The sequence below is a fragment of the Herbaspirillum camelliae genome, from assembly GCF_001929405.1.
GTDB lineage: Bacteria > Pseudomonadota > Gammaproteobacteria > Burkholderiales > Burkholderiaceae_D > Herbaspirillum > Herbaspirillum seropedicae.
Window position 1 is genome coordinate 2,056,327 of record NZ_KV880769.1, and the last position, 23,132, is coordinate 2,079,458.

Below are 23,132 nucleotides of genomic sequence, written 5' to 3' on the forward strand. Positions count from 1 at the left end.
GCACATGCAGAATCGTTTCCGTTTCTATCTTCAACTGGGCTTTACGCTCCTGGTGTGCGCCTTCCTGGTGGTGCCGGTGGTGCTGTCGATGCTGGCCGGCGTGACCGAGAATTTCTTCGTCGGCCTGTCCAGCGGCCTGACGCTGCGCTGGGTGGCCCAGGTGTGGGAGATGTACCAGCCCACCATCTGGCGTTCGCTCTTCATCGCACTGGCTTGCCTGGTGGTGACGCTGGCCGCCGGTGTGCCGCTGGCCTACATGCTGGCGCGCTATCGCGGTGGCAACAGCCGCCTGGCGCGCGTGATCGAGGAACTGCTGATGATGCCGGTGGCCGTGCCCGGCCTGGCCACGGCGCTGGCGCTGATCATGGCCTATGGCCAGTACCGCGAGTTCCGCGCCAGCCTGTGGTTCATCCTGGTAGGTCACGTGATCTTCACGCTGCCCTTCATGGTGCGTCCGGTGCTGGCGGTGATGCAATCCTCGCAACTGGCCCAGCTGGAAGAAGCCGCTGCGAGTCTGGGCGCAGGACGCCTGCGCCGCTTCTTCGGCATCGTCATTCCCAATGCCGCCTCGGGCATCCTGGCCGGGGCGCTGATGGTGGTGACGCTGTCCATCGGTGAATTCAACATCACCTGGATGCTGCACACGCCGCTGACCCAGACCCTGCCGGTGGGCCTGGCCGATGCCTATGCATCGATGCGGCTGGAGGTGGGATCGGCCTATACGCTGATCTTCTTTTTCATGATCATTCCGCTCCTGATCGGCATGCAGTGGGCGACCCAGGCAACGCGCAAGAAAGTCAGTCTATGAAGTCCAATCAAGAAGCCGTCTCTATCCGTCTCTCCCAGTGCGCCAAGTCCTTTGCCAATGGCACGCGCGCGCTGCAGCCGCTGGACCTGCAGATCCATCCGGGCGAAACCCTGGTCCTGTTGGGGCCTTCCGGCTGCGGCAAGACCACCACGCTGCGCATGATTGCCGGCCTGGAGTTTCCTGACGAGGGCGGCCGCGTGCTGTTCGGCGAGGAAGATGTGACCATGCTGCCCATCGAGAAACGCGGGGTGGGCATGGTGTTCCAGAACTACGCGCTGTTTCCCAACATGAGCGTGGGCGAGAACATCGCCTACGGCATGAAGATCCGCAAGATCGCCGCCGGCGAGCGCGCCGAGCGGGTCGAGCGCCTGCTGGAGATGGTGCATCTGCAAGGTCTGTCGCACCGCCGCGTGGACCAGCTCTCGGGCGGCCAGAAGCAGCGTGTGGCGCTGGCGCGCGCGCTGGCCATGGAGCCGCGCGTGCTGTTGCTGGATGAACCGCTCACGGCGCTGGACGCCAAGCTGCGCGAAGCGGTGCGCAGCGATCTCAACAAGCTCTTGCGCAGCTTGGGCATTACCGCCATCTACGTGACCCATGACCAGGGCGAGGCGATGGCCCTGGGCGACCGCATCGTGGTCATGGAGCGCGGCAAGATTTCGCAGATCGGTACGCCCCAGGAGATCTACTATCATCCCGCCAATGACTTCGTGGCCGAGTTCATCGGCGCGATGAACCGGGTCGATGGTATCGTGGCGGGAGACCGCCTGCAGTTGCCTACCGGCACCTTGCCGCTGCCGCCGGATGCGGTGGCGGGACAGCCGGCGCAGGCGCTGTTCCGGCCTGAAGATGTGGAGGTGATCGATATCACCGACGCCGATGCGCATTGCCTGCGCGGTAAGCTGATCAACACGTTTTTCCTGGGTGACCGCACCCGCTTTGAAATCGAGATCGGCGCAGAGCGCCCGGTGATCGCCGAAACCAGCCGCCGCGGCTGGTGGGAAGCCGGGCAGCAGATCGCCATCCGCGTACCGGCCACGGCGCTGGTGAGCATGGCGCCGCGCGCCGCGAAGGAGACCGCATGATACTGGGACAGATTTCCGACCTGCACATCAAGACCGACGGCAAGAAATCCTATCGCGTGGTCGATACCGCCGAGAGCCTGCGCCGTTGCGTGGCCCAGGTCAACGGCCTGAAGCAGCGTCCCGATGCGCTGGTCATCACGGGCGACCTGGTCGATTTCGGCAAGCCCTCGGAATATGCCTGCCTGCGCGAACTGCTGGCCCCGCTGGCCATGCCTTACTACCTGCTGCCGGGCAATCACGATGAGCGCAATGCGCTGCGCGCGGCTTTTCCGGAACATGCCTATCTGCAGCAGGGGGGAGAGCGCATCGAATACGTGATCGAAGATCACCCGATCCGCATCATCGCGCTTGATACCGTGATTCCGCGCCAGAGCGGCGGTGCGCTGTCACCGCACAGCCTGCAATGGCTCGATGAGGTGCTGGCGCAGCAAGCGCAGCGGCCCACCGTGATCGCCATGCATCATCCGCCCTTTACCACCGGCATCGGCCACATGGATGACATGGGGCTGGCCGATCCGCATGCGCTGGAGGCGGTGGTGCGCAAGCACCCGCAGGTGGAGCGCATCCTGTGCGGGCATCTGCACCGATCCATCCAGCGTCGCTTCGGCGGCACGCTGGCGACGACTTGTCCGGGCGTATCGCACCAGGTCCAGCTGGATCTGGATGCGCAGGCGCCTTCCTGTTTCGTGATGGAGCCGCCGGGATTCCAGTTGCATTGGTGGGATGAGGCGGGCAGGAGCCTGGTCAGCCATACGGCCTTCATCGGGGAGTTCGAGGGGCCTTATCCGTTCTATGACGGGGATGAGTTGATTGATTGATCGATTGGTTGATTGGTTGAGCAGTCAAGCAGATCAATGGTCGCGATGTATCAGGCACCGTTCGACCTGAGCAGGCCCCCGCTGGGGCCGTGTCGAAGCCAGTCCTGAACCTGTCGAAGGGGCGCGCCGTCGGCGAACCTTCGATACGCGGCTATGCCGCTACTCAGGCCGAACGGTCGTCATCGCATCAAGCATCAAGCATCAAGCCTCAAGCCTCAAGCCTCAAGCATCAAGGGCTGGAAGAAGGTCCTTACTTCCACACCAGTTCAATCACCGGCGGTTCGCCGTAATCCTCGCAACGGTCATTGATGGCCGTGCAGCAGAATTCCACATCTTCCACCAGGTCCGGCAGGCGCTTGTGCAGGTCGGCGCTGTGGCTGATCTCGATGGTCAGCACTTCCTTGGGCTTGAGCTTGAAGCGGCACATGCCTTCATCGTCGCGCAGGTAGGACAGGCAATCGACCCAGGCATCCATGTTGCGGCCATAGAAATCGGGGAAGCCGAAGGCTTGCGCGCTTTCGGTATGAAAGCTGTCCCAGTCGGTGATGCGGTCGCCCGCCAGTTGTACGGTGGCCATGGATCAGGTTTCCTTCCTCAGTTCTCTTTCTTTTCTTGCACGTGCGCCGGTGTTTTGGGATCGGTGACGAAGCCCAGCTTGCTCAGGCCCGCTCCCTGCGCGGCCGACATCACTTCGGCAATGGTCTGATAGCGGGTGGACTTGTCGGCGCGCAGCTGCAGTTCCGGTTGCGGTTGCTTACCCGCCGCGGCAGCCAGGCGCGCATCGAGTTCTGCGCTGGAGACCGGCTGGTCGTTCCAGTACAGCTTGCCGGCCGCGTCGATGCCTAGGGTGATGGTCTCCGGCTTTTCCGGCGCGGGCGCGGACTGCGCGGTGGGCAGGTCCAGCTTGAGCGCGTGGGTGAACATGGGCGCGGTGATGATGAAGATCACCAGCAGCACCAGCATCACGTCCACCATGGGGGTGACGTTGATGTCGGCCATCGGGGCCGAGTTCTGGTTGTCGTTGAATCCTCCGAAACTCATGATGCTCTCCTCTGGTTCATTGACGGCGCACGCCGCCCACGCGCTCGCCGGTGGTCAGATAGGCATGCAGGTCATGGGCGAAGCCGTCCAGTTCGGCCAGTACCACGCGGTTGATACGGGTGAAGGCGTTATAGGCCAGCACCGCAGGAATAGCCACCAGCAGGCCCAGCGCGGTCATGATCAGCGCTTCGCCCACCGGACCGGCAACCTTGTCGATCTGCACCGTGCCACTGGCCGAGACCGCCACCAGTGCGTGGTAGATGCCCCAGACGGTGCCGAACAGGCCCACGAAGGGGGCGGTCGAGCCGACCGAGGCCAGCAGCGTCAGGCCGCGTTCCAGACGCGCCGAGACGCGGTTGATTTCACGGCGCAGGGTGCGCGTGATCAGTTCGCCCGGATCGGTGGCGGCGTTCAGCGATGGCGTGCCTTGCTGGCGTGTGCCGATGTCGGCGGCTTCGGCAGCGCGCTCGGCCATGGGGGTGTAGATCTGTTCGCTGTCCAGGCGCTGCATAGCGGCGGTGGCGTCGGCCAGCGTCGGGGCCTGCCAGAAGCGCTCCAGGGCGTTGCTGCCGCGGCGGATGCGCCAGGCCGCCCAGGCCTTGGAGAGAATGTAGTACCAGCTGGCGATGGACATGATCAGCAGCAGATAGGCCACCGAGTGGGAAACGGCGTCGCCTTGCGCCCAGTAATGGGCAAATCCAATGTTCTGTTCCATGGTGCGTGCTTTCGGGAAAGACGCCGCGCGGACGCGGCAGGGAGTCAATGACAGTGAAGTGCGGAGCAGTCGCTTGGAGCGGCCGACCCCAAAAAAATTCGCTGCCGGACCTGGTGGGGCGCGGCAGCGTCGGGCATTTCCTGTGGTTCCGGGCTCGGCTTACTTGAAGCCCAGCACATCCTGCATGTCGTACAGGCCGGTTTGCTTGTCGGCCAGGTAGCGTGCGGCGCGCAGGCTGCCCATGGCGTACGAGACGCGGCTGGAGGACTTGTGCGAAATCTCGATGCGCTCGCCGATGCCGGCAAACAGGACCGTGTGGTCGCCGATGATGTCGCCGCCGCGCACGGTGGCAAAACCGATGGAAGAGGGATCGCGTTCGCCGGTCACGCCTTCGCGGGCATAGACGGCGACGTCGTCGAGCTTCTTGCCCAGCGCGTCGGCGATGACTTCGCCCATCTTCAGCGCGGTGCCGGAGGGCGCATCGACCTTGAAGCGGTGATGGGCTTCGATGATCTCGATGTCGTAGCCGTGCGAGAAGTTCTTGGCGGCCATCTCCAGCAGCTTCATGGTCACGTTCACGCCCACGCTCATGTTGGGTGCGGCCATGATGGCGGTCTTCTCGGCGTAGGCCGCGATGGCGGCCTTGCCTTCGGGCTCGAAGCCGGTGGTGCCGATGACGACCTTCACGCCATGCGCGGCGCAGTATTCCAGATGCTTGAGGGTGCCTTCGGGACGGGTAAAGTCGATCAGCACGTCCGCCTTCGCCAATCCGCGCGCCAGGTCGGACTCGATCAGTACGCCCGTGGCCTTGCCCAGGAACAGGCCGGCATCGGTACCGATGCTGGGGGAGGTCGGGGTGTTGAGCGCGCCGGCCAGCTGGAGGTCGTCGGCGTTGAGGATGGCTTCGATGAGCATGCGGCCCATGCGCCCGGAGGCGCCGGCTACGGCGATATTCAATACGGTCATGACAATCTCGGGATTACTTGTTGGCGGAAGACGGGGCGACGGGCGAGGCCGGTTTGACGTCGTCGTCGGTCAGTTTCGCCTTGGAGCCGACCTTGGCGTCGGTGATCAGGGTCAGGTATTCGCTCTCGGTGGGCAGGTCCTGGCCGCCTTGCACATGGTCCAGCAGGTCATCCTTGAAGAACACGGTCACGCGGCTGGTCATGATTTCGCCATTGCCCTTGGCCAGGCGGAAATCGTAGTCCCAGCGGTTGGTGTGGAACATGTCGGTCAGCAGCGGCGTACCCAGCACGAAGCGCACCTGGTCGCGCGTGAGGCCCGGACGCAGTTGCGCCACCATCTCGCGGGAGACGAAGTTGCCCTGCTGGATGTCGATGCGGTAGGGGCGCAGGAAACCGAACAGGCTGTTGCTCTTGCCGCTCACTTTCACGCCCTGGGCATCGGCCGCAGCCTGGTCCGGAGCCTTGGTCGAGGAACAGCCGGCCAGCGACAGCGCCAGCAAGGCGGCCAGGCCGATTGCGACGGAATGATGACGGGACTTCAGACGGGAAAGCATGTGCATAAAGTTTTCAACCGGGTTGAGCCATGAGCCTAAAGCGCTATATGATAAGCTAGAACTTACTTCTTAAATAGGCATGAGTGCGTTCCGTCAGCAAAAGGCTTTCTCCACAGCCAGCCGGAACCGTCCCCAGGCCTTCCCCGCGGACCCGCGCGCCTGTTTGAGACCAGTCAAAACCCGGGAACCCACTCTACCATGCCGAACAATCCATCCGAACTGAAGGCCAGCGGCCTGAAGGCTACGCTACCTCGCCTGAAGATCCTGGAGATCTTCCAGAACACCTCGGTGCGCCACCTGAGCGCCGAAGATGTCTATAAACAATTGCTTTCCGACAATCTCGATGTCGGTCTGGCCACCGTCTACCGGGTGCTGACCCAGTTCGAGCAGGCCGGCTTGCTCCAGCGCAATCACTTCGAGACCGGCAAGGCCGTCTTCGAACTCAACGAGGGCTCGCACCACGACCACCTGGTCTGCCTGGACTGCGGCAAGGTCGAGGAATTCTTCGACGCCGAGATCGAGAAGCGCCAGCTGAAGATTGCCCAGGAGCACGGTTTCGAGATCGCCGATCACGCGCTGGCCCTCTACGGTCATTGCAAGAACTGCAAGAAACTGAAGAAATAAGCGCGACGTAAGCTCCCCGCGCTGTCGGATGCAAAAAAGCCACGTGGACCTCACGTGGCTTTTTTGCATTCCGGCCCGCGCTGCGGATTCAATGCTGGCTCAAGGCGCTGGAGAGCAGCTTGGCCGTGATATCGACGATAGGGATGACGCGCTCATAGGCCATGCGGGTCGGTCCGATCACGCCCAGCGTGCCGACGATGCGGCCATTGACTTCATAGGGCGCGGTGACGATGCTCATGTCATCCATGGGCATCAGCTGGGACTCGCCGCCGATGAAGATCTGCACGCCGGTGGCCTTGCTGGAGACATCCAGCAACTGCAAGAGCCCGGTCTTCTGCTCGAACATGTCGAAGAGACGGCGCAGCGAATTCATGTTGGACGACAGGTCGGTCACCGACAGCAGGTTGCGCTCGCCGGAGATGACTACGTTGTTATCGGCTTCCTCGCTCATGGCGTCGCTGCCGGCTTCGACGGCAGCGTGCATGAGCGTGGTCATGTCGTCGCGCAACTGGCGCAGCTCACCCTGCAGGTGCATGCGCACCTGGTCGAAGGACTGGCCGGCGTAGTGCTGGTTGATGTAGTTGGCGGCCTGGGTCAGCTGGCTGGGGGTGTAATCGACCTCGGTGAGCAGCATGCGATTCTGCACGTCGCCGCCCTGGTCGACGATCACCAGCAAGATGCGCTTTTCGGACAGCCGCAGGAACTCGATCTGCTGGAATACCGACTCGCGCTTGGGCGTCATCACCACGCCGGCAAACTGCGACAGCGAAGACAGCACCTGGGCTGCATTGGTGATGATCTTCTGCGGCGAGGCGCTGTGCTGCAGGCGCGCCTGCAGGCGGCCTTCCAGCGCGCTTTCGTCGATGGCCTCGACGGTGAGCAGGGTATCGACGAACATGCGATAGCCGCGCGGCGTGGGTACGCGGCCAGCCGAGGTGTGCGGGCTGGCGACGAAGCCCATCTCTTCGAGATCGGCCATGATGTTGCGGATGGTGGCCGGTGACAGTTCCAGGCCCGACAGTTTCGACAGGGCGCGCGAACCGACCGGCTGGCCGTCGGCGATATACCGTTCGACCAGGGCCTTGAGCAGTGTGCGGGCGCGGTTATCGAGTTGCATGGTGCATATTCTAGCGGCTTATTCTGCAAAAAGTGACGCCACCGGCGCCGATGGCCTGATTTGCCCCTTCTTCATGCCTTGGACTGCGCCTCCAGCCAGTCATGCAGCTCATGCAGGTCGCGGCAGACGGCGTCGGGCCGGATGCCGTCTAGCAGCACGCGCCCGAAGCGGTTCATCCAGACTGCCTTGAGGCCCGCTTGCTGGGCGCCTTGTACGTCCAGCAAGGGATCGTCGCCGACATAGACGGTCGCGCCCGGCGCCACCTGCAGCGCTTCGCAGGCGGCGTGGAAGATGGCCGGGTCGGGCTTGGCGCGTCCGAAGCGATGCGCGGCAATGGAGACCTCAAAGTGGCCGGCCAGCCCGATGCGCTCCAGGTCGGCAAAGCCGTTGGAGACCGAGCCCAGGGTGAGCTTGCCCTTCAGGCGCAGCAGGGCCGGCTCCACGTCGTCGAACAGCGCGACGGTGCTACGCGCTTCAGAGAACAGGGTCATGGCCGGGTCGACCAGCGCCAGGTCCACGTCGTGTTCACGGAAGACCTCCGAGAGCGCCGTATGGCGCAGTTTCCAGAGATTGATGCGGTAGGCGGGATCGGTCTGCATCAGCGCCATGCGGCGCTCGCGCAGGCTGGCGATGGTGTGGGCCGCCGCCACGGCGGGTGCATGCTGGCGCAGCCAGTCGTAGAGCAGGGTTTCGGCGCGCACCAGCACGGGTTCGATGGCCCACAGGGTATCGTCGAGGTCGAACAGGACCGCCTGGATGGGGGAGGCGGCCGGCGAGGCGGGCAGGGTGGGGGCGCTTGGTTTCATTACAATGTCAGCTCAAATTATGGTCTAATCCGCAGCATGTGGCCCATCAAATTACCCGTTCAGGCAGCCGTACCCAAAACCGTCGCCATCGTCGGCAAGTTCCAGGCCGTCGGCATTGCGCAGATATTGTCGGACATTGCCGTGTTCCTCGAGTCGCATGGCCATACCGTGGTGTTCGAGGCGGAAACCGCCGAGAACGTCGCGCTGCAAGGCTATGACAGCCTGACCCCCGAGCAGATCGGCCAGCATGCCGACGTGGCCATCGTGGTCGGCGGCGACGGCACCATGCTGGGCATCGCGCGCCAGCTGGCGCCCTACAATGTCCCGCTCATCGGCATCAACCAGGGTCGCCTGGGCTTCATTACCGATATCGCGCAAGACCGCATGATACCGGCTCTGGCCGATATGCTGGAAGGCAAGGTCGAGGCCGAGTCGCGTTCGCTGCTGGAAGCGCGGGTCTACCGCGAGGGCGGCGAGATCTTCCGCGCCCTGGCCTTGAACGACGTGGTGGTGGCGCGGGGTGCCACCTCCGGCATGGTCGAGCTGCGGGTGGAAGTCGATGGACGGTTCATGTACAACCAGCGCTCCGATGGCCTCATCGTGGCCACGCCCACCGGCTCGACCGCCTACGCGCTCTCGGCGGGCGGGCCGATCCTGCATCCCAGCCTGCATGGCATCGTGATGGTGCCGATTTCGCCGCACTCGCTGTCCAATCGGCCGATCACGCTGTCGGATTCCTGCGAGATCGTCATCCAGGTCGTCTCCGGACGCGAGGTCAGCGCCAACTTCGACATGCAGTCCTTGACCAGCGTGCTGCACGGCGACCGCATCGTGATCCGCCGCTCGGCGCACAAGATCACCTTCCTGCATCCCCAGGGCTGGAGCTATTTCGACACCCTGCGCGAGAAGCTGCACTGGAATGAATACCCGTCCATAGAAGGCCGATTACAATAAGCCCGCAATACCGAGCCCGGCCAGCCCGTGCCGGCTCGCCCGAGAACACCGGCCCGTCCGTCCAACCCGCTGCGAGACCACCATGCTGCGTACCTTAACGATCCGCGACTTCGTGATTGTCGATGCCATCGAGCTCGAATTCGCGCGCGGATTTTCCGTCTTCACCGGCGAGACTGGCGCCGGCAAATCCATCCTCATCGATGCCCTGGCGCTGGCCCTGGGTGGACGGGGCGATCCCAGCGTGGTGCGCGAGGGCGCGGCCAAGGCGGACGTGAGCGCCGATTTCAGCGCCACCCCTGAGGTCCAGGCCTGGCTGGAAGAACACGAATTCGCCGACGAGCACGGTGGCGTGCTGCTGCGCCGGGTGATCGACAATGCCGGGCGCAGCAAGGCCTACATCAATGGCAGCGCTGCCACCGCCGCGCAGTTGCGCGAAGTCGGCGAGATGCTGGTCGATATCCACGGCCAGCATGCGCACCAGTCGCTGATGAAGGCCGATGCCCAGCGGCAGTTGCTGGACAGCCAGGCCGGCCTCCTGGAGCAGGCGCGCGAGGTAGCTGCGTCCTACAAGACCTGGCGTGCGCTGGCGCGCCAGCGCGAACAGTTCGAGCAGGATGCACGCAATGTGCTGCTGGAGCGCGAGCGCCTGGAGTGGCAGGTGGCCGAGCTGCACAAGCTGGCGGTCAAGCCCGGCGAATGGGCCGAGATCAGCACTGAGCACAGCCGCCTCTCGCATGCCGCCGCCCTGATCGGCGGGGCGCAGGAAGCGCTGGGCGTGATCTCGGAATCGGAATCGCCCATCCTCTCGCAGCTGTCCTCGATCACGCAGAAGCTCACCAAGCTGGTCGATGTCGATACTGCCCTGAAGCCTGTACTCGATGCCCTCGAGCCAGCGCAGATCCAGCTGCAGGAAGCGGTCTATGCCTTGAACGATTACCTGGGCCGGGTCGAACTCGATCCGGCGCGCTTGCAGGAAGTGGAAGAGCGCCTGGAAGCCATCCACTCCACCGCCCGCAAGTTCCACGTGCAGCCTGATGAGCTGCCGGAGGAATACCGCAAGCTCTCCGAACAATTGAAGCAACTGGCCGACGCCAGCGACCTCGACGCCCTGCGCGCGCAGGAAGACAAGCTCAGGCAAGCCTATCTCGTCCTGGCGCAGAAACTTTCCAAGGCGCGCGCCAAGGCCGCTGCCGCGCTGGGTGAGGCGGTGACGGCGGCGATGCAGGACCTGTCGATGGCGGGTGGGCGCTTTGAGATCGCCCTGAATGAAGTCGAACCGGCCGCCTACGGGCTGGAACAGGTGGAATTCCTGGTCGCCGGCCACGCCGGCGTGGCCCCCCGGGCGCTGGCCAAGGTGGCGTCCGGCGGCGAACTGGCGCGTATCTCGCTGGCCATTTCGGTGATCGCCTCGGCCGCCACCAGCATTCCTACCCTGATCTTCGACGAAGTCGACAGCGGCATCGGCGGCGCCGTGGCCGAGGTGGTCGGACGCTTGTTGAAGCGCCTGGGCCAGGATCGCCAGGTGCTGTGCGTGACCCACCTGCCGCAGGTGGCCAGCCAGGCCAACCAACATTACCAGGTCAAGAAGCGCAGTGAGGGCGGCAAGACCCTTTCCGACATCGACGGACTCGACGCCAAGGCGCGCGTGGAAGAAATCGCCCGCATGCTGGGCGGCCTGGAAATCACCGCCACCACGCGCAAGCACGCCCGCGAGCTGCTGGCCTCCTGAGCTGAACGTCGGCCTCCCTCACAAGAACACCAACAGAATCGACCATGGCCTTTCGCACCGAACCGAAGCATACCCACGGCAGTTCCGCCTCCACCGCCATCGTGCTGGTCAACCTGGGCACTCCCGACGCGCCCAATGCGCCTGCCCTGCGGCGCTACCTCGGGCAGTTCCTGTCGGACCCGCGCGTGGTCGAGATACCGCGCGCCGTCTGGTGGTTCATCCTCAATGGCGTCATCCTGCCGTTCCGTTCCTCCAAGTCCGCCGAGAAGTACGCCAGCATCTGGACCGAGCAAGGCTCGCCGTTGCGTGTGCATACCGAGCGCCAGGCCGCTGCCCTCGGTGCGCAACTGGCCGCACGTGGCCATCACCAGCTGCAGGTGGTGCATGCGATGCGTTATGGATCGCCCTCGCTGCCGCAGGTGCTGGACCAGCTCAAGCAGCAGGGTTGCACCCGCATCCTGGTGCTGCCCGCCTATCCCCAGTATTCCGGGACGACCACGGCATCGATCTTCGACGCGGTCTTCGACCATTACCGCAAGGTGCGCAACATTCCCGAGCTGCGCCTGATCCGCAATTACCATGACCAGGAGGGCTACATCCAGGCGCTGCGCCAGTCGGTGCTGGATCACTGGGAAGTCAACGGGCGGCCCGACAAGCTGGTCATGAGTTTCCACGGCGTGCCCAAGCGCACCCTGCAACTGGGCGATCCCTATCATTGCGAGTGCTACAAGACGGCGCGGCTGCTGGCGCAATCGCTGGGCCTGAACGATGAGCAATATCTGGTCACCTTCCAGTCCCGCTTCGGCAAGGCCGAATGGCTGCAGCCCTACACCGCGCCCACTGTACAGGCGCTTGGCCAGCAAGGCGTGCGCCGCATCGACGTGATGTGTCCGGGCTTTACCAGCGACTGCCTGGAAACCCTGGAAGAGATTGCGATGGAGGTCAAGGATGAGTTCTTGCATGCCGGCGGCAAGGAATTCCACTTCATCCCCTGCCTGAACGAGTCCCCGGCCTGGATTGCCGGCATGGTCGAGATCGTCGAACAGCACCTGGCCGGCTGGCCGACCATGAGCAATGCCGCCGCCCGCGAGCAGATGGCGCAAGACGCCGCCATTTCGGCGGAGCGCGCCAAGGCGCTGGGTGCGCCTCAATAATTTTCCCGATGGAAATGAAGGGCGCGGCCGGAATTGCCGGCCCGCTCCTACTGGCCTGCTAAAATAGCAGGCTAGTTCCTTTTACTTGGCTTTTTGGCAACGTTGCCGATCCCAGTGGCAACTATTCTTGCCTTGACACAACAAGCAGCCCCGCTGGTCAGAGCGTGAACTCGCCGACCAGATGGGTATAGCTGATCCAGGCTGTGGCCAGCAGGCTGTAGAGGGCGACCAGGAGGGTGGCTGCAAGCAGGGGCAGTTTCATGATGACACCTTGTTGGCGCGACAAGAGTGAAGAAAAAGGGGCAAACGGGGGAGCCAGCCCACGACCAGGCTTGAATTCATATTAGGTTGAGCTTGCATTAACTTGTAGCTCAGCTCGGTAATTTCTGTAAGCGCGCGTGACATTTTTATTCTCGCATCGGCAGGAATAGGCAAAAAGCCCTTGAAAAACTAGGGACATGCCTTACCTGAGCCGCATCCCGTGGTCGGGTGGCGTGCTGCAAGCGCCTGCCGCACGTACGTAACCTATTGATTTGTTGGAGGTAATTCAGGAATGCAAGACATGGAAAAACAGGAAGCCCAATCCGTCCAGCAAGACAACCAGGCTGCTGACGCCGCCGCTGCCACCGCAGCCGAGCAGGCTGCACCGGCTGCTGCCGCCGAGCCGACCCTGGAAGAGAAGCTGGCCGCCGCCGAAGCCAAGGCTGCCGAACTGCAGGACGCCTTCCTGCGCGCCCGTGCCGAAGGCGAGAACATCCGCCGCCGTGCTCAGGAAGACATCGCCAAGGCCCACAAGTTCGCCATCGAAGGGTTTGCCGAGTCGCTGTTGGCCGTCAAGGACAGCCTGGAAATGGCCCTGAAGATCGAAAACGCTTCCCTGGAATCGCTCAAGGAAGGCGTGGACATGACCTTGAAGCAACTCTCCTCGGCCTTCGAGAAGAACAAGCTGCAAGAGGTCAACCCGCAAGCCGGTGACAAGCTGGACCCCATGAAGCACCAGGCCGTCTCGGCCGTGCCGGCCGAGCAGGAAGCCAATACCGTGGTGGCCGTGCTGCAAAAAGGCTATATGATTTCCGAGCGCCTGCTGCGTCCGGCGCTGGTGACGGTCGCCCAGGGAAAGTAAGCGGACTGGCGCCGGGAGGGGAACAAAGGAAAAGGCATCATTTTTGCTTATTCCGGTGGTTCCGGCGCTTGAAAGTCCATCTTTCCTCCACATATTAAAACCATTCAAAACTACTGTAGCCCGGCATCCAGGGCTGAAAGATCGAAGGAAAAATCATGGGAAAAATCATTGGCATTGACCTGGGCACCACCAACTCTTGCGTTGCCGTCATGGAAGGCAACCAGCCCAAGGTGATCGAGAACTCCGAAGGCGCACGTACCACGCCTTCCATCATTGCATATCAGGAAGACGGCGAAATCCTGGTCGGCGCTCCCGCCAAGCGCCAGGCCGTCACCAACCCCAAGAACACCATCTACGCCGCCAAGCGCCTGATCGGCCGCAAGTTCACCGAGAAGGAAGTGCAGAAGGACATCAATCTGATGCCCTACCAGATCGTGGCCGCCGACAACGGCGACGCCTGGATCGGCGTGCGCGACAAGAAGCTGGCCCCGCCGCAGATCTCGGCAGAAGTGCTGCGCAAGATGAAGAAGACCGCCGAAGACTACCTGGGCGAAGAAGTCACCGAAGCCGTCATCACGGTGCCGGCCTACTTCAACGACGCCCAGCGTCAGGCCACCAAGGACGCTGGCCGCATCGCCGGTCTGGACGTCAAGCGCATCATCAACGAGCCGACCGCAGCCGCGCTGGCCTTCGGCCTGGACAAGGCCGAAAAGGGTGACCGCAAGATCGCCGTGTATGACCTGGGCGGCGGCACCTTCGACGTGTCCATCATCGAAATCGCCGACGTCGATGGCGAAAAGCAGTTCGAAGTGCTGTCCACCAACGGTGACACCTTCCTGGGTGGCGAAGACTTCGACCAGCGCCTGATCGACTACATCATCGAGGAATTCAAGAAGATCAACGGCCTGGACCTGTCCAAGGACGCCATCGCCCTGCAGCGCATCAAGGCCTCGGCCGAGCGCGCCAAGATCGAGCTGTCGTCCTCGCAACAGACTGAGATCAACGAGCCCTACATCGCCATGGCCAATGGCGCGCCGGTCCACCTGAACCTGAAGATCACCCGCGCCAAGCTGGAGTCCCTGGTTGAGGAACTGATCGCCAAGACCATCGAACCTTGCCGCACCGCCATCAAGGATGCCGGCGTGAAGGTCTCCGACATCGACGACGTGATCCTGGTCGGCGGCATGACCCGCATGCCCAAGGTCATCGAGAAGGTCAAGGAATTCTTCGGCAAGGATCCGCGCCGTGACGTCAACCCCGACGAAGCCGTCGCCGTGGGCGCTGCGATTCAGGGTTCGGTCCTCTCGGGCGACCGCAAGGACGTGCTGCTGCTGGACGTGACCCCGCTGTCGCTGGGTATCGAAACCATGGGCGGCGTCATGACCAAGATGATCAAGAAGAACACCACCATCCCGACCAAGTTCAGCCAGGTGTTCTCCACGGCCGACGACAACCAGCCGGCCGTGACCATCAAGGTCTACCAGGGCGAACGTGAAATGGCCGTGGGCAACAAGGCCCTGGGCGAATTCAACCTGGAAGGCATCCCGCCGGCACCGCGCGGCACCCCGCAGATCGAAGTGACCTTCGACATCGACGCCAACGGCATCCTGCACGTGGGCGCCAAGGACAAGGCCACCGGCAAGGAAAACAAGATCACCATCAAGGCCAACTCCGGCCTGAATGAGGAAGAGATCGAAAAGATGGTGCGCGACGCCGAAGCCAACGCCGAGGAAGACAAGCGCCTCAAGGAACTGGCCGAGACCCGTAACCAGGGCGATGCGCTGGTACACTCGACCAAGAAGGCCCTGGGCGAATACGGCGACAAGCTGGAAGCCGGTGAGAAGGACGTCATCGAAGCCGCCATCAAGAACCTGGAAGAAGCCCTGAAGGGTGACGACAAGGCCACCATCGACGCCAAGACCGAGGCGCTGTCGACCGCCGCCCAGAAGCTGGGCGAGAAGATGTATGCCGACCAGCAGGCGCAAGCCGCCGCTGCCGGCGGTGCAGCCGGTGCCGCTGGTGCACAGGCCGGTGCTGCCGGTGGCGCCGCACCGAAGGACGACAACGTGGTCGACGCAGACTTCAAGGAAGTGAAGTAATCCGGGTCTGAACCTCGTTTCATCTGAGGTCTACACTCGCGCCCGGGTGCGGATTTTCCGCAGCCCGGGCGGATTTTTAGGAACGAGCTCCAGAAGCATCCACCCGGCCGGGTTGTCTTTTCGGCCAGGCCGGTACGCCGAGTCCGCAGTCAAAAGCTGAACTCGGCTTTTTCACATTGTTGGTTTCCGGTCGTGCGTGCGCGGCCGCAGATGCAGGCCATCGCAGCAGCGACGGAACACAATAACAAGGTGGGTTATACAACATGGCAAAACGCGATTTTTACGAAGTGCTCGGACTGGCGAAGAACGCCAGCGACGACGAGATCAAGAAGGCTTATCGCAAGCTGGCGATGAAGTACCATCCTGACCGCAACCCCGACAGCAAGGGCGCGGAAGACAAGTTCAAGGAGGTCAAGGAAGCCTACGAGATGCTGTCGGACCCGCAGAAGCGCGAGGCCTACGACCGCTACGGCCATGCCGGCGTCGATCCCAACATGGGAGCAGGCGGTGGTGCGGGTGCAGGCGGCTTTGCCGATGCCTTCGGCGACATCTTCGGCGACATCTTTGGCGGCGGCGGTGGCCGCGGTCGCAGTGCCGGTCCGCAGGTCTATCGCGGCGCCGACCTGCGCTACAACCTGGAAATTACGCTGGAGCAGGCCGCCCACGGCTTCGACACCACCATCCGCGTGCCCTCCTGGGACCAGTGCGATACCTGCCACGGCAGCGGCGCCAAGCCCGGCACCTCGCCGGTCACTTGCACCACCTGCGGCGGTCATGGCCAGGTGCGCATGCAGCAGGGCTTCTTCAGCATCCAGCAGACCTGCCCCAAGTGCCACGGCAGCGGCAAGATCATCCCGGAACCTTGCCCCACCTGCGCCGGCGCTGGCCGCATCAAGCGCAACAAGACGCTGGAGGTGAAGATTCCCGAAGGCATCGACGATGGCATGCGCATCCGCTCCTCCGGCAACGGTGAGCCGGGCGTCAACGGCGGTCCTCCGGGCGACCTGTATGTGGAAATCCACATCAAGCCGCACGACGTCTTCCAGCGCGATGGCGACGACCTGCATTGCGAGATGCCGATCTCCTTCGCCAAGGCGGCGCTGGGCGGCGAGATCGAAGCCCCCACGCTCAACGGCAAGGCGTCCTTCTCGATTCCCGAAGGCACCCAGAGCGGCAAGACCTTCCGTCTGCGCGGCAAGGGCATCAAGGGTGTGCGTTCCGGTTATCCGGGCGACCTGTTCTGCCACGTCGTGGTGGAAACCCCGGTCAAGCTGACCGAACGCCAGAAGGAACTGCTGCGCGAGTTCGAGCAGCTCACCACCGAAGGCGGCGCCAAGCACAGCCCGCAGACCAAGACCTGGAAGGACAAGGTCAAGGAATTCTTCGAGTAAGACGCTCTAGCATCGGCAACAAAGCAAAAGGCCAGCGCACATCACGCTGGCCTTTTTCTTGTCCACAGCCCCTGCAAGAGCCATGCAATCAGAAGCAATGCTCCTGCGCCGGGAAGCTGCCGTCCTTGACCGCAGCCACATAGCGGCGCACCGCCTCCTCGATACCGCTGGCCCCGTCCATGAAGTTGCGCACGAAGCGGCTCTTGTGGCCGGGGAAGACACCCAGCATGTCATGCATCACCAGCACCTGGCCCGAGCAATCAGGGCCGGCGCCAATGCCGATGGTAGGAATGCTCAGGCGGTCGGTCACTTCCTTGCCCAGCGTGGCGGGCACCGCTTCGATCACCACCAGTGAGGCGCCCGCCTGTTGCACGGCCAGTGCATCGGCATGCAATTGGGTGGCGCCATCGCTGGTCTTGCCCTGGACCTTGAAGCCGCCCAACTGGTGTACCGATTGCGGCGTCAAGCCGATGTGGGCGCACACCGGGATGCCGCGCTCGGTGAGGAACTTGATGGTATCGGCCAGCCAGACGCCGCCTTCGAGCTTGATCATCTGCGCGCCCGCCTGCATCAGCAGGGCGGCATTGCGGAAGGCTTCTTTGCGGGTCGGGTAGGTGCCGAAGGGCAGGTCGGCGATGATCAGCATGGTGCGCGTGCCGCGCGCCACTGCCGCCGTGTGGTAGGCCACATCCTGGATCGTCACCGGCAGGGTCGAATCATGGCCCTGGCAGACCATGCCCAGCGAGTCGCCGATCAAGACCGTTTCCAGCCCGGCGCGCTCCATGAGCGTAGCGAAGCTGGCGTCATAACAGGTCAGCATGCTGATCTTGTCGCCCTGGGCGCGCATCGCCTGCAGGGTGTGGGTGGTCACCGGCTTGGCGCGTGCGGCGCCCGATTCCTGAAGATAGCCTGCCATGAAGAATTCAACCTCCGTGATTGAGAAAGGCGCGCTTGCCGTGCATCTCCTGGATGTGCTGCAGCAGGATGGCCAGATCGGCGTCCTTGTGCGCAGGATCCAGATGCTCGGTGTTGACGGTCAGCACCGGCGCGTCTTCGTAGTGATAGAAAAAATGACTGTAGCATTCCGACAGCCGTTGCAGGTAATCCAGCGAGATGGCCTGCTCCATGGCGATGCCGCGTGCGCCGATGCGGGCCTGCAAGACCTCCGGCGGCGCCTGCAGGTGGATCACCAGGTCCGGAATGCGCACCTGCGGCTGCAACTGGCGATGCAGGGCGTCGTAGAGCGCCAGTTCGTCGCCGGCCAGGGTCAGCTGGGCGAACAGGATGTTCTTTTCCAGCATGAAGTCGGCGATGAAGCGGCCCTCGGCCAGCGCCGGATCCAGTGGCGCCTGCAACTGCCCCATGCGTTGCAGCAGGAAGAAAGTCTGGGTCTGGAAGGCATGCCGCGCCGCATCCCGGTAGAACTCGGCCAGGAAGGGATTGCCCTCCGGCTGTTCCAGCAAGGCCTGCGCTCCCCAGAGCGTGGCCAGGCGCGTGGCCAGTGAGGTCTTGCCCGCCCCGATGGGGCCGTCGATTGCAATGTAGCGGTAGCTTTCCAGTTCCATGGTGTCTTTCCCCCGGGCGCGCCGGGTGCGGCATTGTAGTTGATTTCATCCTCTGCGGCGCTGCGCTGCCCCAGGGAGATGTTTGTTCCCTGATAACGCACCCATGATCGATGCCGCCATGAACCACAACTCAGGCGTAAACCGGCCCCTATTCCTCGCAAGGACTGCTGCGGGCTAGCCGCACAATAAGCTGTCCACAGGTGCGCTTGCACGATAGACCGGCAGCGCCCGCCTTTAGTGCCAGGGGCAGCCTGCACCAACCAGTCCATTCGGACTGGTCAGATGAAAATCAGTGTGAATATTTTTCCTGTTGCCAAAAGATCAGCGCAGAGATGCCGTAAACACCCTGATACCCTGACGAAGGCCTGACAGATTGACTGACGCAATGAAAAACGCCGACGGCGGGCAACGGGCAGGCCAATCCGCCCGCCGGCCATGACTGATGATGACGACCTTGGGATAGTGGCTGTGAAATCGCTTCGCAATATCTTGCCGGTGCTGTGCCTGGTGAACCTGTTGTTGTTCATGATGCTGGCGCAGCACTGGTGGCTGGGTGCGTTGGTGGGCTTGCTCATCGGCGGCGCGTTCTACCTGACCTGCCTGCCGGCCCCGCCGCCTGCCCAGGCCAGCGCGGTCGCGCCAGCACTGCCCGCGCCGCCGGCGGCTGGCGCCGCGCAGGAAGATGCCGGCCAGCAACTCGACGGCCTGCTGCGCGAGGTGCTGCCGGTCTGGCAGGGCAATGTGCAACTGGCGCGGGCGCAGACGCAATCGGCCATCGACAGCCTGACCGCGCGTTTCGTGGGCATCCACGAACGGCTGGAGGGCACGCTCGACCCGGCCCGTCATGGTGCGGGCGGCGAAATCCTGCAGACCGTCCAGCATGCGGCCGACCAGTTGGGTGGCATCGCCACGGCGCTGGAGGGCATGCTCAGTTCGCGCCAGGCGCTGGCCAGCCGCCTGGATACGCTCTTGGCCGCCAACGACGAGATCCGTCGCCTGGCCCAGCAGAACGAGCAACTGGCCGGGCAGACCGGCGTGACCGATCTCCTGAACAACGAGCAGAGCTGGCAGGAACTGGCCGAGCGTTCTGCCGAAAACAGTCGCCAGATCGCCGCCCGCGCCAAGAGCGCGCGCCAGCAGATCCAGGCGGTGCTGGGCGCGTCCGGCGAGGCTCCCGCCGGCGAGGGCGAGATCGTGGAACAATCGCGCGCCGTGATCGACCAGGTCATCGCTGATTTCCGCCAGTCGGCCATGAAACTGTCCAGTACCGTAGAACAACTGGAAGACGAAAGCCGTGAAGTGGACCGCGAAGTCTGCGACATCCTGGTCCATCTGCAATTCCAGGATCGTATCAGCCAGATACTTGACCACGTGCAGCACGACATCGCACGTCTGCGGGCAGCCGCGGCAGAGGATGCGCCGGGGGCATTGCCCAGTGCACAGCAATGGCTGGCCGATCTCGAAAAGACCTATACCACCCAGGAACAGCGCCAGGTCCACGCCGGCCAGCAAGGCGGCGCAGTGACGGCTTCGCAAGTGGATTTCTTCTGAGGACGGGCGATGGAAAAAAACATACTGATCGTCGATGACTCCTTCAGCCTGCGCCAGACCATCTCGGCGGCCTTGAGGAGCGCCGGCTATCACGTCGAGGAAGCCGCCGACGGCAAGCAGGCCCTGGCCCACCTGGATGGCCGCAAGTTCAACCTGGTCATTTCGGATCTGAACATGCCCCATCTGGACGGCCTGTCCTTCGTGCGCGAGATGAAGCAGATGCCGGCCTACAAATTCACGCCGGTCATCATGCTCACCACCGAAAGCAGCGAGGCCCGCAAGCAGGAAGGCAAGGCCGCTGGCATCCGCGCCTGGGTGCACAAGCCCTTCCAGCCGCCGGTGCTGCTCGACGCGGTGGCCAAGCTGATCTTGCCCTGAACGCGTCAGCGCGGCGCAAGGCCGGTCCGATACAGTGCAGCAATACAGAGCAATACAGTTGAGCAATACAGTTGAGCAATACAGTTGAGCAATACAGTTGAGCAATACAGAGCAATACAGAACGAGAGAAAGCCGAGAAGCACAACATGCCAGTGACCCTCACCGTGCAAGAGGACAAGCTGCTGCTCCAGGTGAGTGGCGGCCTGACCATTTTCCAGGCCGCCGAGCGCAAGCCCGAGCTGCTGCACGTGCTCACGCTGGCGCAGCCGCAGGTGCAACTGGACCTGGCCGGAGTGGATGAGATCGACACCGCCGGCATACAACTGCTGTTGCTGCTGCGGCGCGAGCTGCTCGAACAGGGACGCAGCCTGGAAATCGTCGGTGCGAGCCCGGCCTTGCTGGTCGCATTCGACCTGTTGCAGTTGCATGATCGTTTCGGCATGGAGGCCGCATGAGCAAGGACTCCGCCCGCGACGCCATGGTGCAGGAAGCCCGCGAACTGCTGGTGGCCATGGAGGCGGCCCTGTTGCAGACCGAAATGGAAGGCCCCAGCCGCGATGGCATCCACGCCATCTTTCGCGCCGCGCATACCATCAAGGGTTCGGCCGGCCTGTTCGCCTTCGACAGCATCGTCCAGTTCACCCATCATCTCGAACACGTGCTGGAACGGGTGCGCGAGGAGAGGCTGGCGCTGGATAGCCATCTGATGTCGCTGCTGCTGCAGTGTAGCGATTACATCGGCGAGCTGGTCGACGCCATCGAGCGCGGCCAGGAAGCCGAAGAACCCAATGCCGAGCGGCGCGCCGCCTTGCTGGCCGAGCTCGATGCGGTCGCCGCCTTGTCGGTGGACAGCGTGCCCGTGTCCGCGCCTTTACCGCTGGCGGCTTTGCGCGGCGCAGCGGGCAGCGAGAGCGCGACAGCCGATCAGGCCGCCACCCGTGTCCCGTATTGGCATCTCTCGCTGCAATTGAACGAGAACGTGCTGCGCGATGGGCTCGATCCCTTGTCCTTCCTGCACTACCTGCGTTCGCTGGGCCGCATCGTGGCGTTGGTCACGGTCGAATCGGCCATTCCCGAGGCGGCGGCGATGGATGCCGAGAGTTGCTACCTGGGCATGGAAGTCTGCCTGGCCGCCGACTCCACGCTGCAGACGCTGGAAAATGTATTCGAGTTCGTGCGCGATGACAGTCGCATCGACATCCTGCCGCCGCGCGCGCCGCTGTCGGCCTACGCCCAGTGCCTGGCGCGCCTGGCCCCGCAGGATGCCGTCCGCTTGGCCGTCGCTTGGCGCGGTCTGGCGCTGTTCGACCAGGCGCAGTGGCAGAGCCTGGAAGCGGCCAGCGCCACGCCCTCGGACGCCGTGGTCGCAGCCGTGGAACCCATGGCGGCAGAGGGAGTGCTGCAACGGCCGCGTGCGCTGGACGAGCGTCGCGCCCAGGAACAGAAATTCATCAAGATCGAAGTCTCCAAGCTCGACCAGCTCATCGACCTGGTCGGCGAACTGGTCATCGCCGGCGCCAGTGCGCGGCTGATCGCGCGTCGTCGCAAGGACAGCCAGTTCGAGGAAGCCACCCAGGCCATCGATACCCTGATGGAGCAGATCCGCGACGCCGCGCTGACCTTGCGGATGGTGCAGATCAACGAAGTGTTCCAGCGTTTCCCGCGCATCGTGCGCGACATCGCGCGCGACCTCGGCAAGGACATCGACCTGGTCATGACCGGCTCCGACACCGAGCTGGACAAGTCCATGGTGGAACGTCTGGCCGACCCGCTCATGCACATCGTGCGCAACGCCATCGACCATGGCATCGAACCGGCGACCGAGCGCATCGCCGCCGGCAAGCCGGCCAAGGCCAGCCTGCAGCTCAACGCCATCCATGAATCGGGCAGCGTGGTCATCGAAGTCATGGACGATGGCCGCGGCATGGACCGCGAGGCCATCCTGGCCAAGGCGGTGGCGCAGGGGCTGGCCAGTCCCGATGCAGAACTGAGCGATGCCGAGATCTATCGCTTCGTCTTCGAGCCCGGTTTTTCCACCGCCCGGCAGGTGACCGAACTGTCGGGCCGTGGCGTGGGCATGGATGTGGTCAGGCGCAATATCGAGGCGCTGCACGGGGAGGTGAGCATCGATACCGGACGCGGGCGCGGCACCGTGGTGCGTCTGCGGCTGCCGCTGACGCTGGCCATCATTTCCGGTTTCCAGGTGGTGGTGGGCAATGCGGTCTTCGTCATTCCGCTGGACATGGTGGTGGAATGCATCGACATGCCGCCGCAGCAGCCGGGCAGCCATATCGTGAACGTGCGCGATGAGCCCTTGCCCTTCGTGCCACTGCGCGAACTGTTCGACCTGCCGGCGCGCGAGCGCGGGCGCAACAGCCTGGTCATCGTCCAGTACGGACCGCTGCGCGCGGGCCTGCTGGTCGATGGCCTGCTGGGCGAGTGCCAGGCGGTGATCAAGCCGCTAGGGCGGCTGTTCGGCAAGGTCAAGGGATTGTCGGGTTCGACCATCCTGGGCGATGGACGGGTGGCGCTGATCCTGGACATCGCCCATCTGGTCCATCACACCCAGCAGCAGGAACAAGGCAGTGCGCAGGCCTATGCCGAACGCGGCGTGGCCTCCGCACCATGACAGGCACGAGCCAGAACAAGGGGACGCGA

General features: G+C 63.6%; 23 protein-coding genes. 14 read left to right on the forward strand and 9 right to left on the reverse strand.

Features of this window, described 5'->3' with window-relative positions; genetic code table 11:
• The first annotated feature begins 4 nt into the window (after nucleotides 1–4).
• The 3 genes from BGK68_RS09165 to BGK68_RS09175 are packed head-to-tail and all read left to right on the forward strand — an operon-like array spanning nucleotide 5 to nucleotide 2,708.
• Nucleotides 5–808, forward strand: a complete 804-nt coding sequence (locus BGK68_RS09165) for an ABC transporter permease (RefSeq protein WP_075256841.1) — start codon at nucleotides 5–7, stop codon at nucleotides 806–808.
• Nucleotides 805–1,890 (forward strand): ABC transporter ATP-binding protein, encoded by a 1,086-nt coding sequence (locus tag BGK68_RS09170; protein ID WP_075256842.1) that lies wholly within the window; start codon nucleotides 805–807, stop codon nucleotides 1,888–1,890. Before BGK68_RS09165 ends, BGK68_RS09170 begins: the two co-directional genes overlap by 4 nt.
• On the forward strand, nucleotides 1,887–2,708 hold the full coding sequence (locus BGK68_RS09175) for a phosphodiesterase (RefSeq protein WP_075256843.1): 822 nt from the start codon (nucleotides 1,887–1,889) through the stop codon (nucleotides 2,706–2,708). Before BGK68_RS09170 ends, BGK68_RS09175 begins: the two co-directional genes overlap by 4 nt.
• A gap of 250 nt (nucleotides 2,709–2,958) precedes the next feature.
• Here BGK68_RS09175 and BGK68_RS09180 read toward each other — a convergent pair whose 3' ends face one another.
• From BGK68_RS09180 to BGK68_RS09200, 5 genes are all read right to left on the reverse strand, one after another.
• On the reverse strand, nucleotides 2,959–3,285 hold the full coding sequence (locus BGK68_RS09180; RefSeq protein WP_013232640.1) for a barstar family protein: 327 nt from the start codon (nucleotides 3,283–3,285) through the stop codon (nucleotides 2,959–2,961).
• Between the two features lie 17 nt (nucleotides 3,286–3,302).
• On the reverse strand, nucleotides 3,303–3,749 hold the full coding sequence (locus BGK68_RS09185) for an ExbD/TolR family protein (RefSeq protein WP_075256844.1): 447 nt from the start codon (nucleotides 3,747–3,749) through the stop codon (nucleotides 3,303–3,305).
• A 16-nt stretch (nucleotides 3,750–3,765) separates the two neighbouring features.
• Nucleotides 3,766–4,464 (reverse strand): MotA/TolQ/ExbB proton channel family protein, encoded by a 699-nt coding sequence (locus tag BGK68_RS09190; RefSeq protein ID WP_075256845.1) that lies wholly within the window; start codon nucleotides 4,462–4,464, stop codon nucleotides 3,766–3,768.
• Nucleotides 4,465–4,623: 159 nt separating this feature from the next.
• Nucleotides 4,624–5,430, reverse strand: a complete 807-nt coding sequence (gene dapB, locus BGK68_RS09195) for a 4-hydroxy-tetrahydrodipicolinate reductase (RefSeq protein ID WP_075256846.1) — start codon at nucleotides 5,428–5,430, stop codon at nucleotides 4,624–4,626.
• 13 nt (nucleotides 5,431–5,443) lie between these two features.
• Nucleotides 5,444–5,989 (reverse strand): outer membrane protein assembly factor BamE, encoded by a 546-nt coding sequence (locus BGK68_RS09200; RefSeq protein ID WP_075256847.1) that lies wholly within the window; start codon nucleotides 5,987–5,989, stop codon nucleotides 5,444–5,446.
• A 192-nt stretch (nucleotides 5,990–6,181) separates the two neighbouring features.
• On the opposite strand from BGK68_RS09200, the gene fur reads away from it, so the two are divergent.
• Nucleotides 6,182–6,607: a ferric iron uptake transcriptional regulator gene (fur, locus tag BGK68_RS09205; protein WP_013232645.1), complete on the forward strand. Its 426-nt coding sequence runs from the start codon at nucleotides 6,182–6,184 to the stop codon at nucleotides 6,605–6,607.
• Nucleotides 6,608–6,695: 88 nt separating this feature from the next.
• On the opposite strand, the gene hrcA is transcribed toward fur, so the two are convergent.
• Nucleotides 6,696–7,724, reverse strand: a complete 1,029-nt coding sequence (gene hrcA / locus BGK68_RS09210; protein WP_075256848.1) for a heat-inducible transcriptional repressor HrcA — start codon at nucleotides 7,722–7,724, stop codon at nucleotides 6,696–6,698.
• Nucleotides 7,725–7,795: 71 nt separating this feature from the next.
• Nucleotides 7,796–8,530, reverse strand: coding sequence for an HAD family hydrolase (locus BGK68_RS09215; RefSeq protein ID WP_075256849.1), 735 nt, complete (start codon nucleotides 8,528–8,530; stop codon nucleotides 7,796–7,798).
• Between the two features lie 36 nt (nucleotides 8,531–8,566).
• Between BGK68_RS09215 and BGK68_RS09220 the strand changes: the two genes are divergently transcribed.
• The 6 genes from BGK68_RS09220 to dnaJ all read left to right on the forward strand — a co-directional run bounded on the left by BGK68_RS09220 (nucleotide 8,567) and on the right by dnaJ (nucleotide 16,980).
• Nucleotides 8,567–9,484, forward strand: a complete 918-nt coding sequence (locus BGK68_RS09220) for an NAD kinase (RefSeq protein WP_075256850.1) — start codon at nucleotides 8,567–8,569, stop codon at nucleotides 9,482–9,484.
• An 82-nt stretch (nucleotides 9,485–9,566) separates the two neighbouring features.
• Entirely contained in the window at nucleotides 9,567–11,213 is a 1,647-nt protein-coding gene (gene recN / locus BGK68_RS09225; protein ID WP_075256851.1) for a DNA repair protein RecN, read from the forward strand.
• Nucleotides 11,214–11,257: 44 nt separating this feature from the next.
• Complete coding sequence (gene hemH / locus BGK68_RS09230; RefSeq protein WP_075256852.1) at nucleotides 11,258–12,367, forward strand: ferrochelatase; 1,110 nt, start codon at nucleotides 11,258–11,260, stop codon at nucleotides 12,365–12,367.
• 553 nt (nucleotides 12,368–12,920) lie between these two features.
• Entirely contained in the window at nucleotides 12,921–13,490 is a 570-nt protein-coding gene (gene grpE, locus BGK68_RS09235; protein ID WP_075256853.1) for a nucleotide exchange factor GrpE, read from the forward strand.
• 155 nt (nucleotides 13,491–13,645) lie between these two features.
• Nucleotides 13,646–15,589 (forward strand): molecular chaperone DnaK, encoded by a 1,944-nt coding sequence (dnaK, locus tag BGK68_RS09240; RefSeq protein ID WP_075256854.1) that lies wholly within the window; start codon nucleotides 13,646–13,648, stop codon nucleotides 15,587–15,589.
• A 263-nt stretch (nucleotides 15,590–15,852) separates the two neighbouring features.
• Nucleotides 15,853–16,980 (forward strand): molecular chaperone DnaJ, encoded by a 1,128-nt coding sequence (dnaJ, locus tag BGK68_RS09245; RefSeq protein ID WP_013232653.1) that lies wholly within the window; start codon nucleotides 15,853–15,855, stop codon nucleotides 16,978–16,980.
• 88 nt (nucleotides 16,981–17,068) lie between these two features.
• On the opposite strand, the gene panB is transcribed toward dnaJ, so the two are convergent.
• Together panB and BGK68_RS09255 are read right to left on the reverse strand one after the other, a co-directional pair.
• Entirely contained in the window at nucleotides 17,069–17,896 is an 828-nt protein-coding gene (panB, locus tag BGK68_RS09250) for a 3-methyl-2-oxobutanoate hydroxymethyltransferase (protein ID WP_075256855.1), read from the reverse strand.
• Between the two features lie 7 nt (nucleotides 17,897–17,903).
• Nucleotides 17,904–18,545 (reverse strand): deoxynucleoside kinase, encoded by a 642-nt coding sequence (locus tag BGK68_RS09255; protein ID WP_075256856.1) that lies wholly within the window; start codon nucleotides 18,543–18,545, stop codon nucleotides 17,904–17,906.
• Nucleotides 18,546–19,013: 468 nt separating this feature from the next.
• Here BGK68_RS09255 and BGK68_RS09260 point away from each other — a divergent pair, with 468 nt between their 5' ends.
• The 4 genes from BGK68_RS09260 (at nucleotide 19,014) to BGK68_RS09275 (ending at nucleotide 23,103) form a co-directional block, all read left to right on the forward strand.
• Nucleotides 19,014–20,096 carry a chemotaxis protein gene (locus tag BGK68_RS09260; protein WP_075256857.1) on the forward strand — a complete coding sequence of 361 codons (1,083 nt, stop codon included), beginning with the start codon at nucleotides 19,014–19,016 and terminating at the stop codon, nucleotides 20,094–20,096.
• Between the two features lie 9 nt (nucleotides 20,097–20,105).
• Complete coding sequence (locus BGK68_RS09265; protein ID WP_075256858.1) at nucleotides 20,106–20,474, forward strand: response regulator; 369 nt, start codon at nucleotides 20,106–20,108, stop codon at nucleotides 20,472–20,474.
• Between the two features lie 146 nt (nucleotides 20,475–20,620).
• Nucleotides 20,621–20,929, forward strand: a complete 309-nt coding sequence (locus BGK68_RS09270) for an STAS domain-containing protein (RefSeq protein WP_075256859.1) — start codon at nucleotides 20,621–20,623, stop codon at nucleotides 20,927–20,929.
• A complete protein-coding gene (locus BGK68_RS09275) occupies nucleotides 20,926–23,103 on the forward strand; it encodes a chemotaxis protein CheA (protein WP_075256860.1) in 2,178 nt (725 codons plus the stop codon). Before BGK68_RS09270 ends, BGK68_RS09275 begins: the two co-directional genes overlap by 4 nt.
• Nucleotides 23,104–23,132: the final 29 nt, after the last annotated feature.

Coding starts and splice junctions, on each gene's coding strand:
- recN (WP_075256851.1), top strand. CDS start 9,567: ATGCTGCGTACCTTAACGATCCGCGACTTCGTGATTGTCGATGCCATC.
- BGK68_RS09190 (WP_075256845.1), bottom strand. CDS start 4,464: ATGGAACAGAACATTGGATTTGCCCATTACTGGGCGCAAGGCGACGCC.
- panB (WP_075256855.1), bottom strand. CDS start 17,896: ATGGCAGGCTATCTTCAGGAATCGGGCGCCGCACGCGCCAAGCCGGTG.
- BGK68_RS09255 (WP_075256856.1), bottom strand. CDS start 18,545: ATGGAACTGGAAAGCTACCGCTACATTGCAATCGACGGCCCCATCGGG.
- fur (WP_013232645.1), top strand. CDS start 6,182: ATGCCGAACAATCCATCCGAACTGAAGGCCAGCGGCCTGAAGGCTACG.
- dnaJ (WP_013232653.1), top strand. CDS start 15,853: ATGGCAAAACGCGATTTTTACGAAGTGCTCGGACTGGCGAAGAACGCC.
- BGK68_RS09265 (WP_075256858.1), top strand. CDS start 20,106: ATGGAAAAAAACATACTGATCGTCGATGACTCCTTCAGCCTGCGCCAG.
- BGK68_RS09200 (WP_075256847.1), bottom strand. CDS start 5,989: ATGCACATGCTTTCCCGTCTGAAGTCCCGTCATCATTCCGTCGCAATC.
- hrcA (WP_075256848.1), bottom strand. CDS start 7,724: ATGCAACTCGATAACCGCGCCCGCACACTGCTCAAGGCCCTGGTCGAA.
- hemH (WP_075256852.1), top strand. CDS start 11,258: ATGGCCTTTCGCACCGAACCGAAGCATACCCACGGCAGTTCCGCCTCC.
- BGK68_RS09175 (WP_075256843.1), top strand. CDS start 1,887: ATGATACTGGGACAGATTTCCGACCTGCACATCAAGACCGACGGCAAG.
- BGK68_RS09275 (WP_075256860.1), top strand. CDS start 20,926: ATGAGCAAGGACTCCGCCCGCGACGCCATGGTGCAGGAAGCCCGCGAA.
- BGK68_RS09165 (WP_075256841.1), top strand. CDS start 5: ATGCAGAATCGTTTCCGTTTCTATCTTCAACTGGGCTTTACGCTCCTG.
- dapB (WP_075256846.1), bottom strand. CDS start 5,430: ATGACCGTATTGAATATCGCCGTAGCCGGCGCCTCCGGGCGCATGGGC.
- BGK68_RS09220 (WP_075256850.1), top strand. CDS start 8,567: ATGTGGCCCATCAAATTACCCGTTCAGGCAGCCGTACCCAAAACCGTC.
- BGK68_RS09270 (WP_075256859.1), top strand. CDS start 20,621: ATGCCAGTGACCCTCACCGTGCAAGAGGACAAGCTGCTGCTCCAGGTG.
- BGK68_RS09170 (WP_075256842.1), top strand. CDS start 805: ATGAAGTCCAATCAAGAAGCCGTCTCTATCCGTCTCTCCCAGTGCGCC.
- grpE (WP_075256853.1), top strand. CDS start 12,921: ATGCAAGACATGGAAAAACAGGAAGCCCAATCCGTCCAGCAAGACAAC.
- BGK68_RS09185 (WP_075256844.1), bottom strand. CDS start 3,749: ATGAGTTTCGGAGGATTCAACGACAACCAGAACTCGGCCCCGATGGCC.
- BGK68_RS09180 (WP_013232640.1), bottom strand. CDS start 3,285: ATGGCCACCGTACAACTGGCGGGCGACCGCATCACCGACTGGGACAGC.
- dnaK (WP_075256854.1), top strand. CDS start 13,646: ATGGGAAAAATCATTGGCATTGACCTGGGCACCACCAACTCTTGCGTT.
- BGK68_RS09215 (WP_075256849.1), bottom strand. CDS start 8,530: ATGAAACCAAGCGCCCCCACCCTGCCCGCCTCGCCGGCCGCCTCCCCC.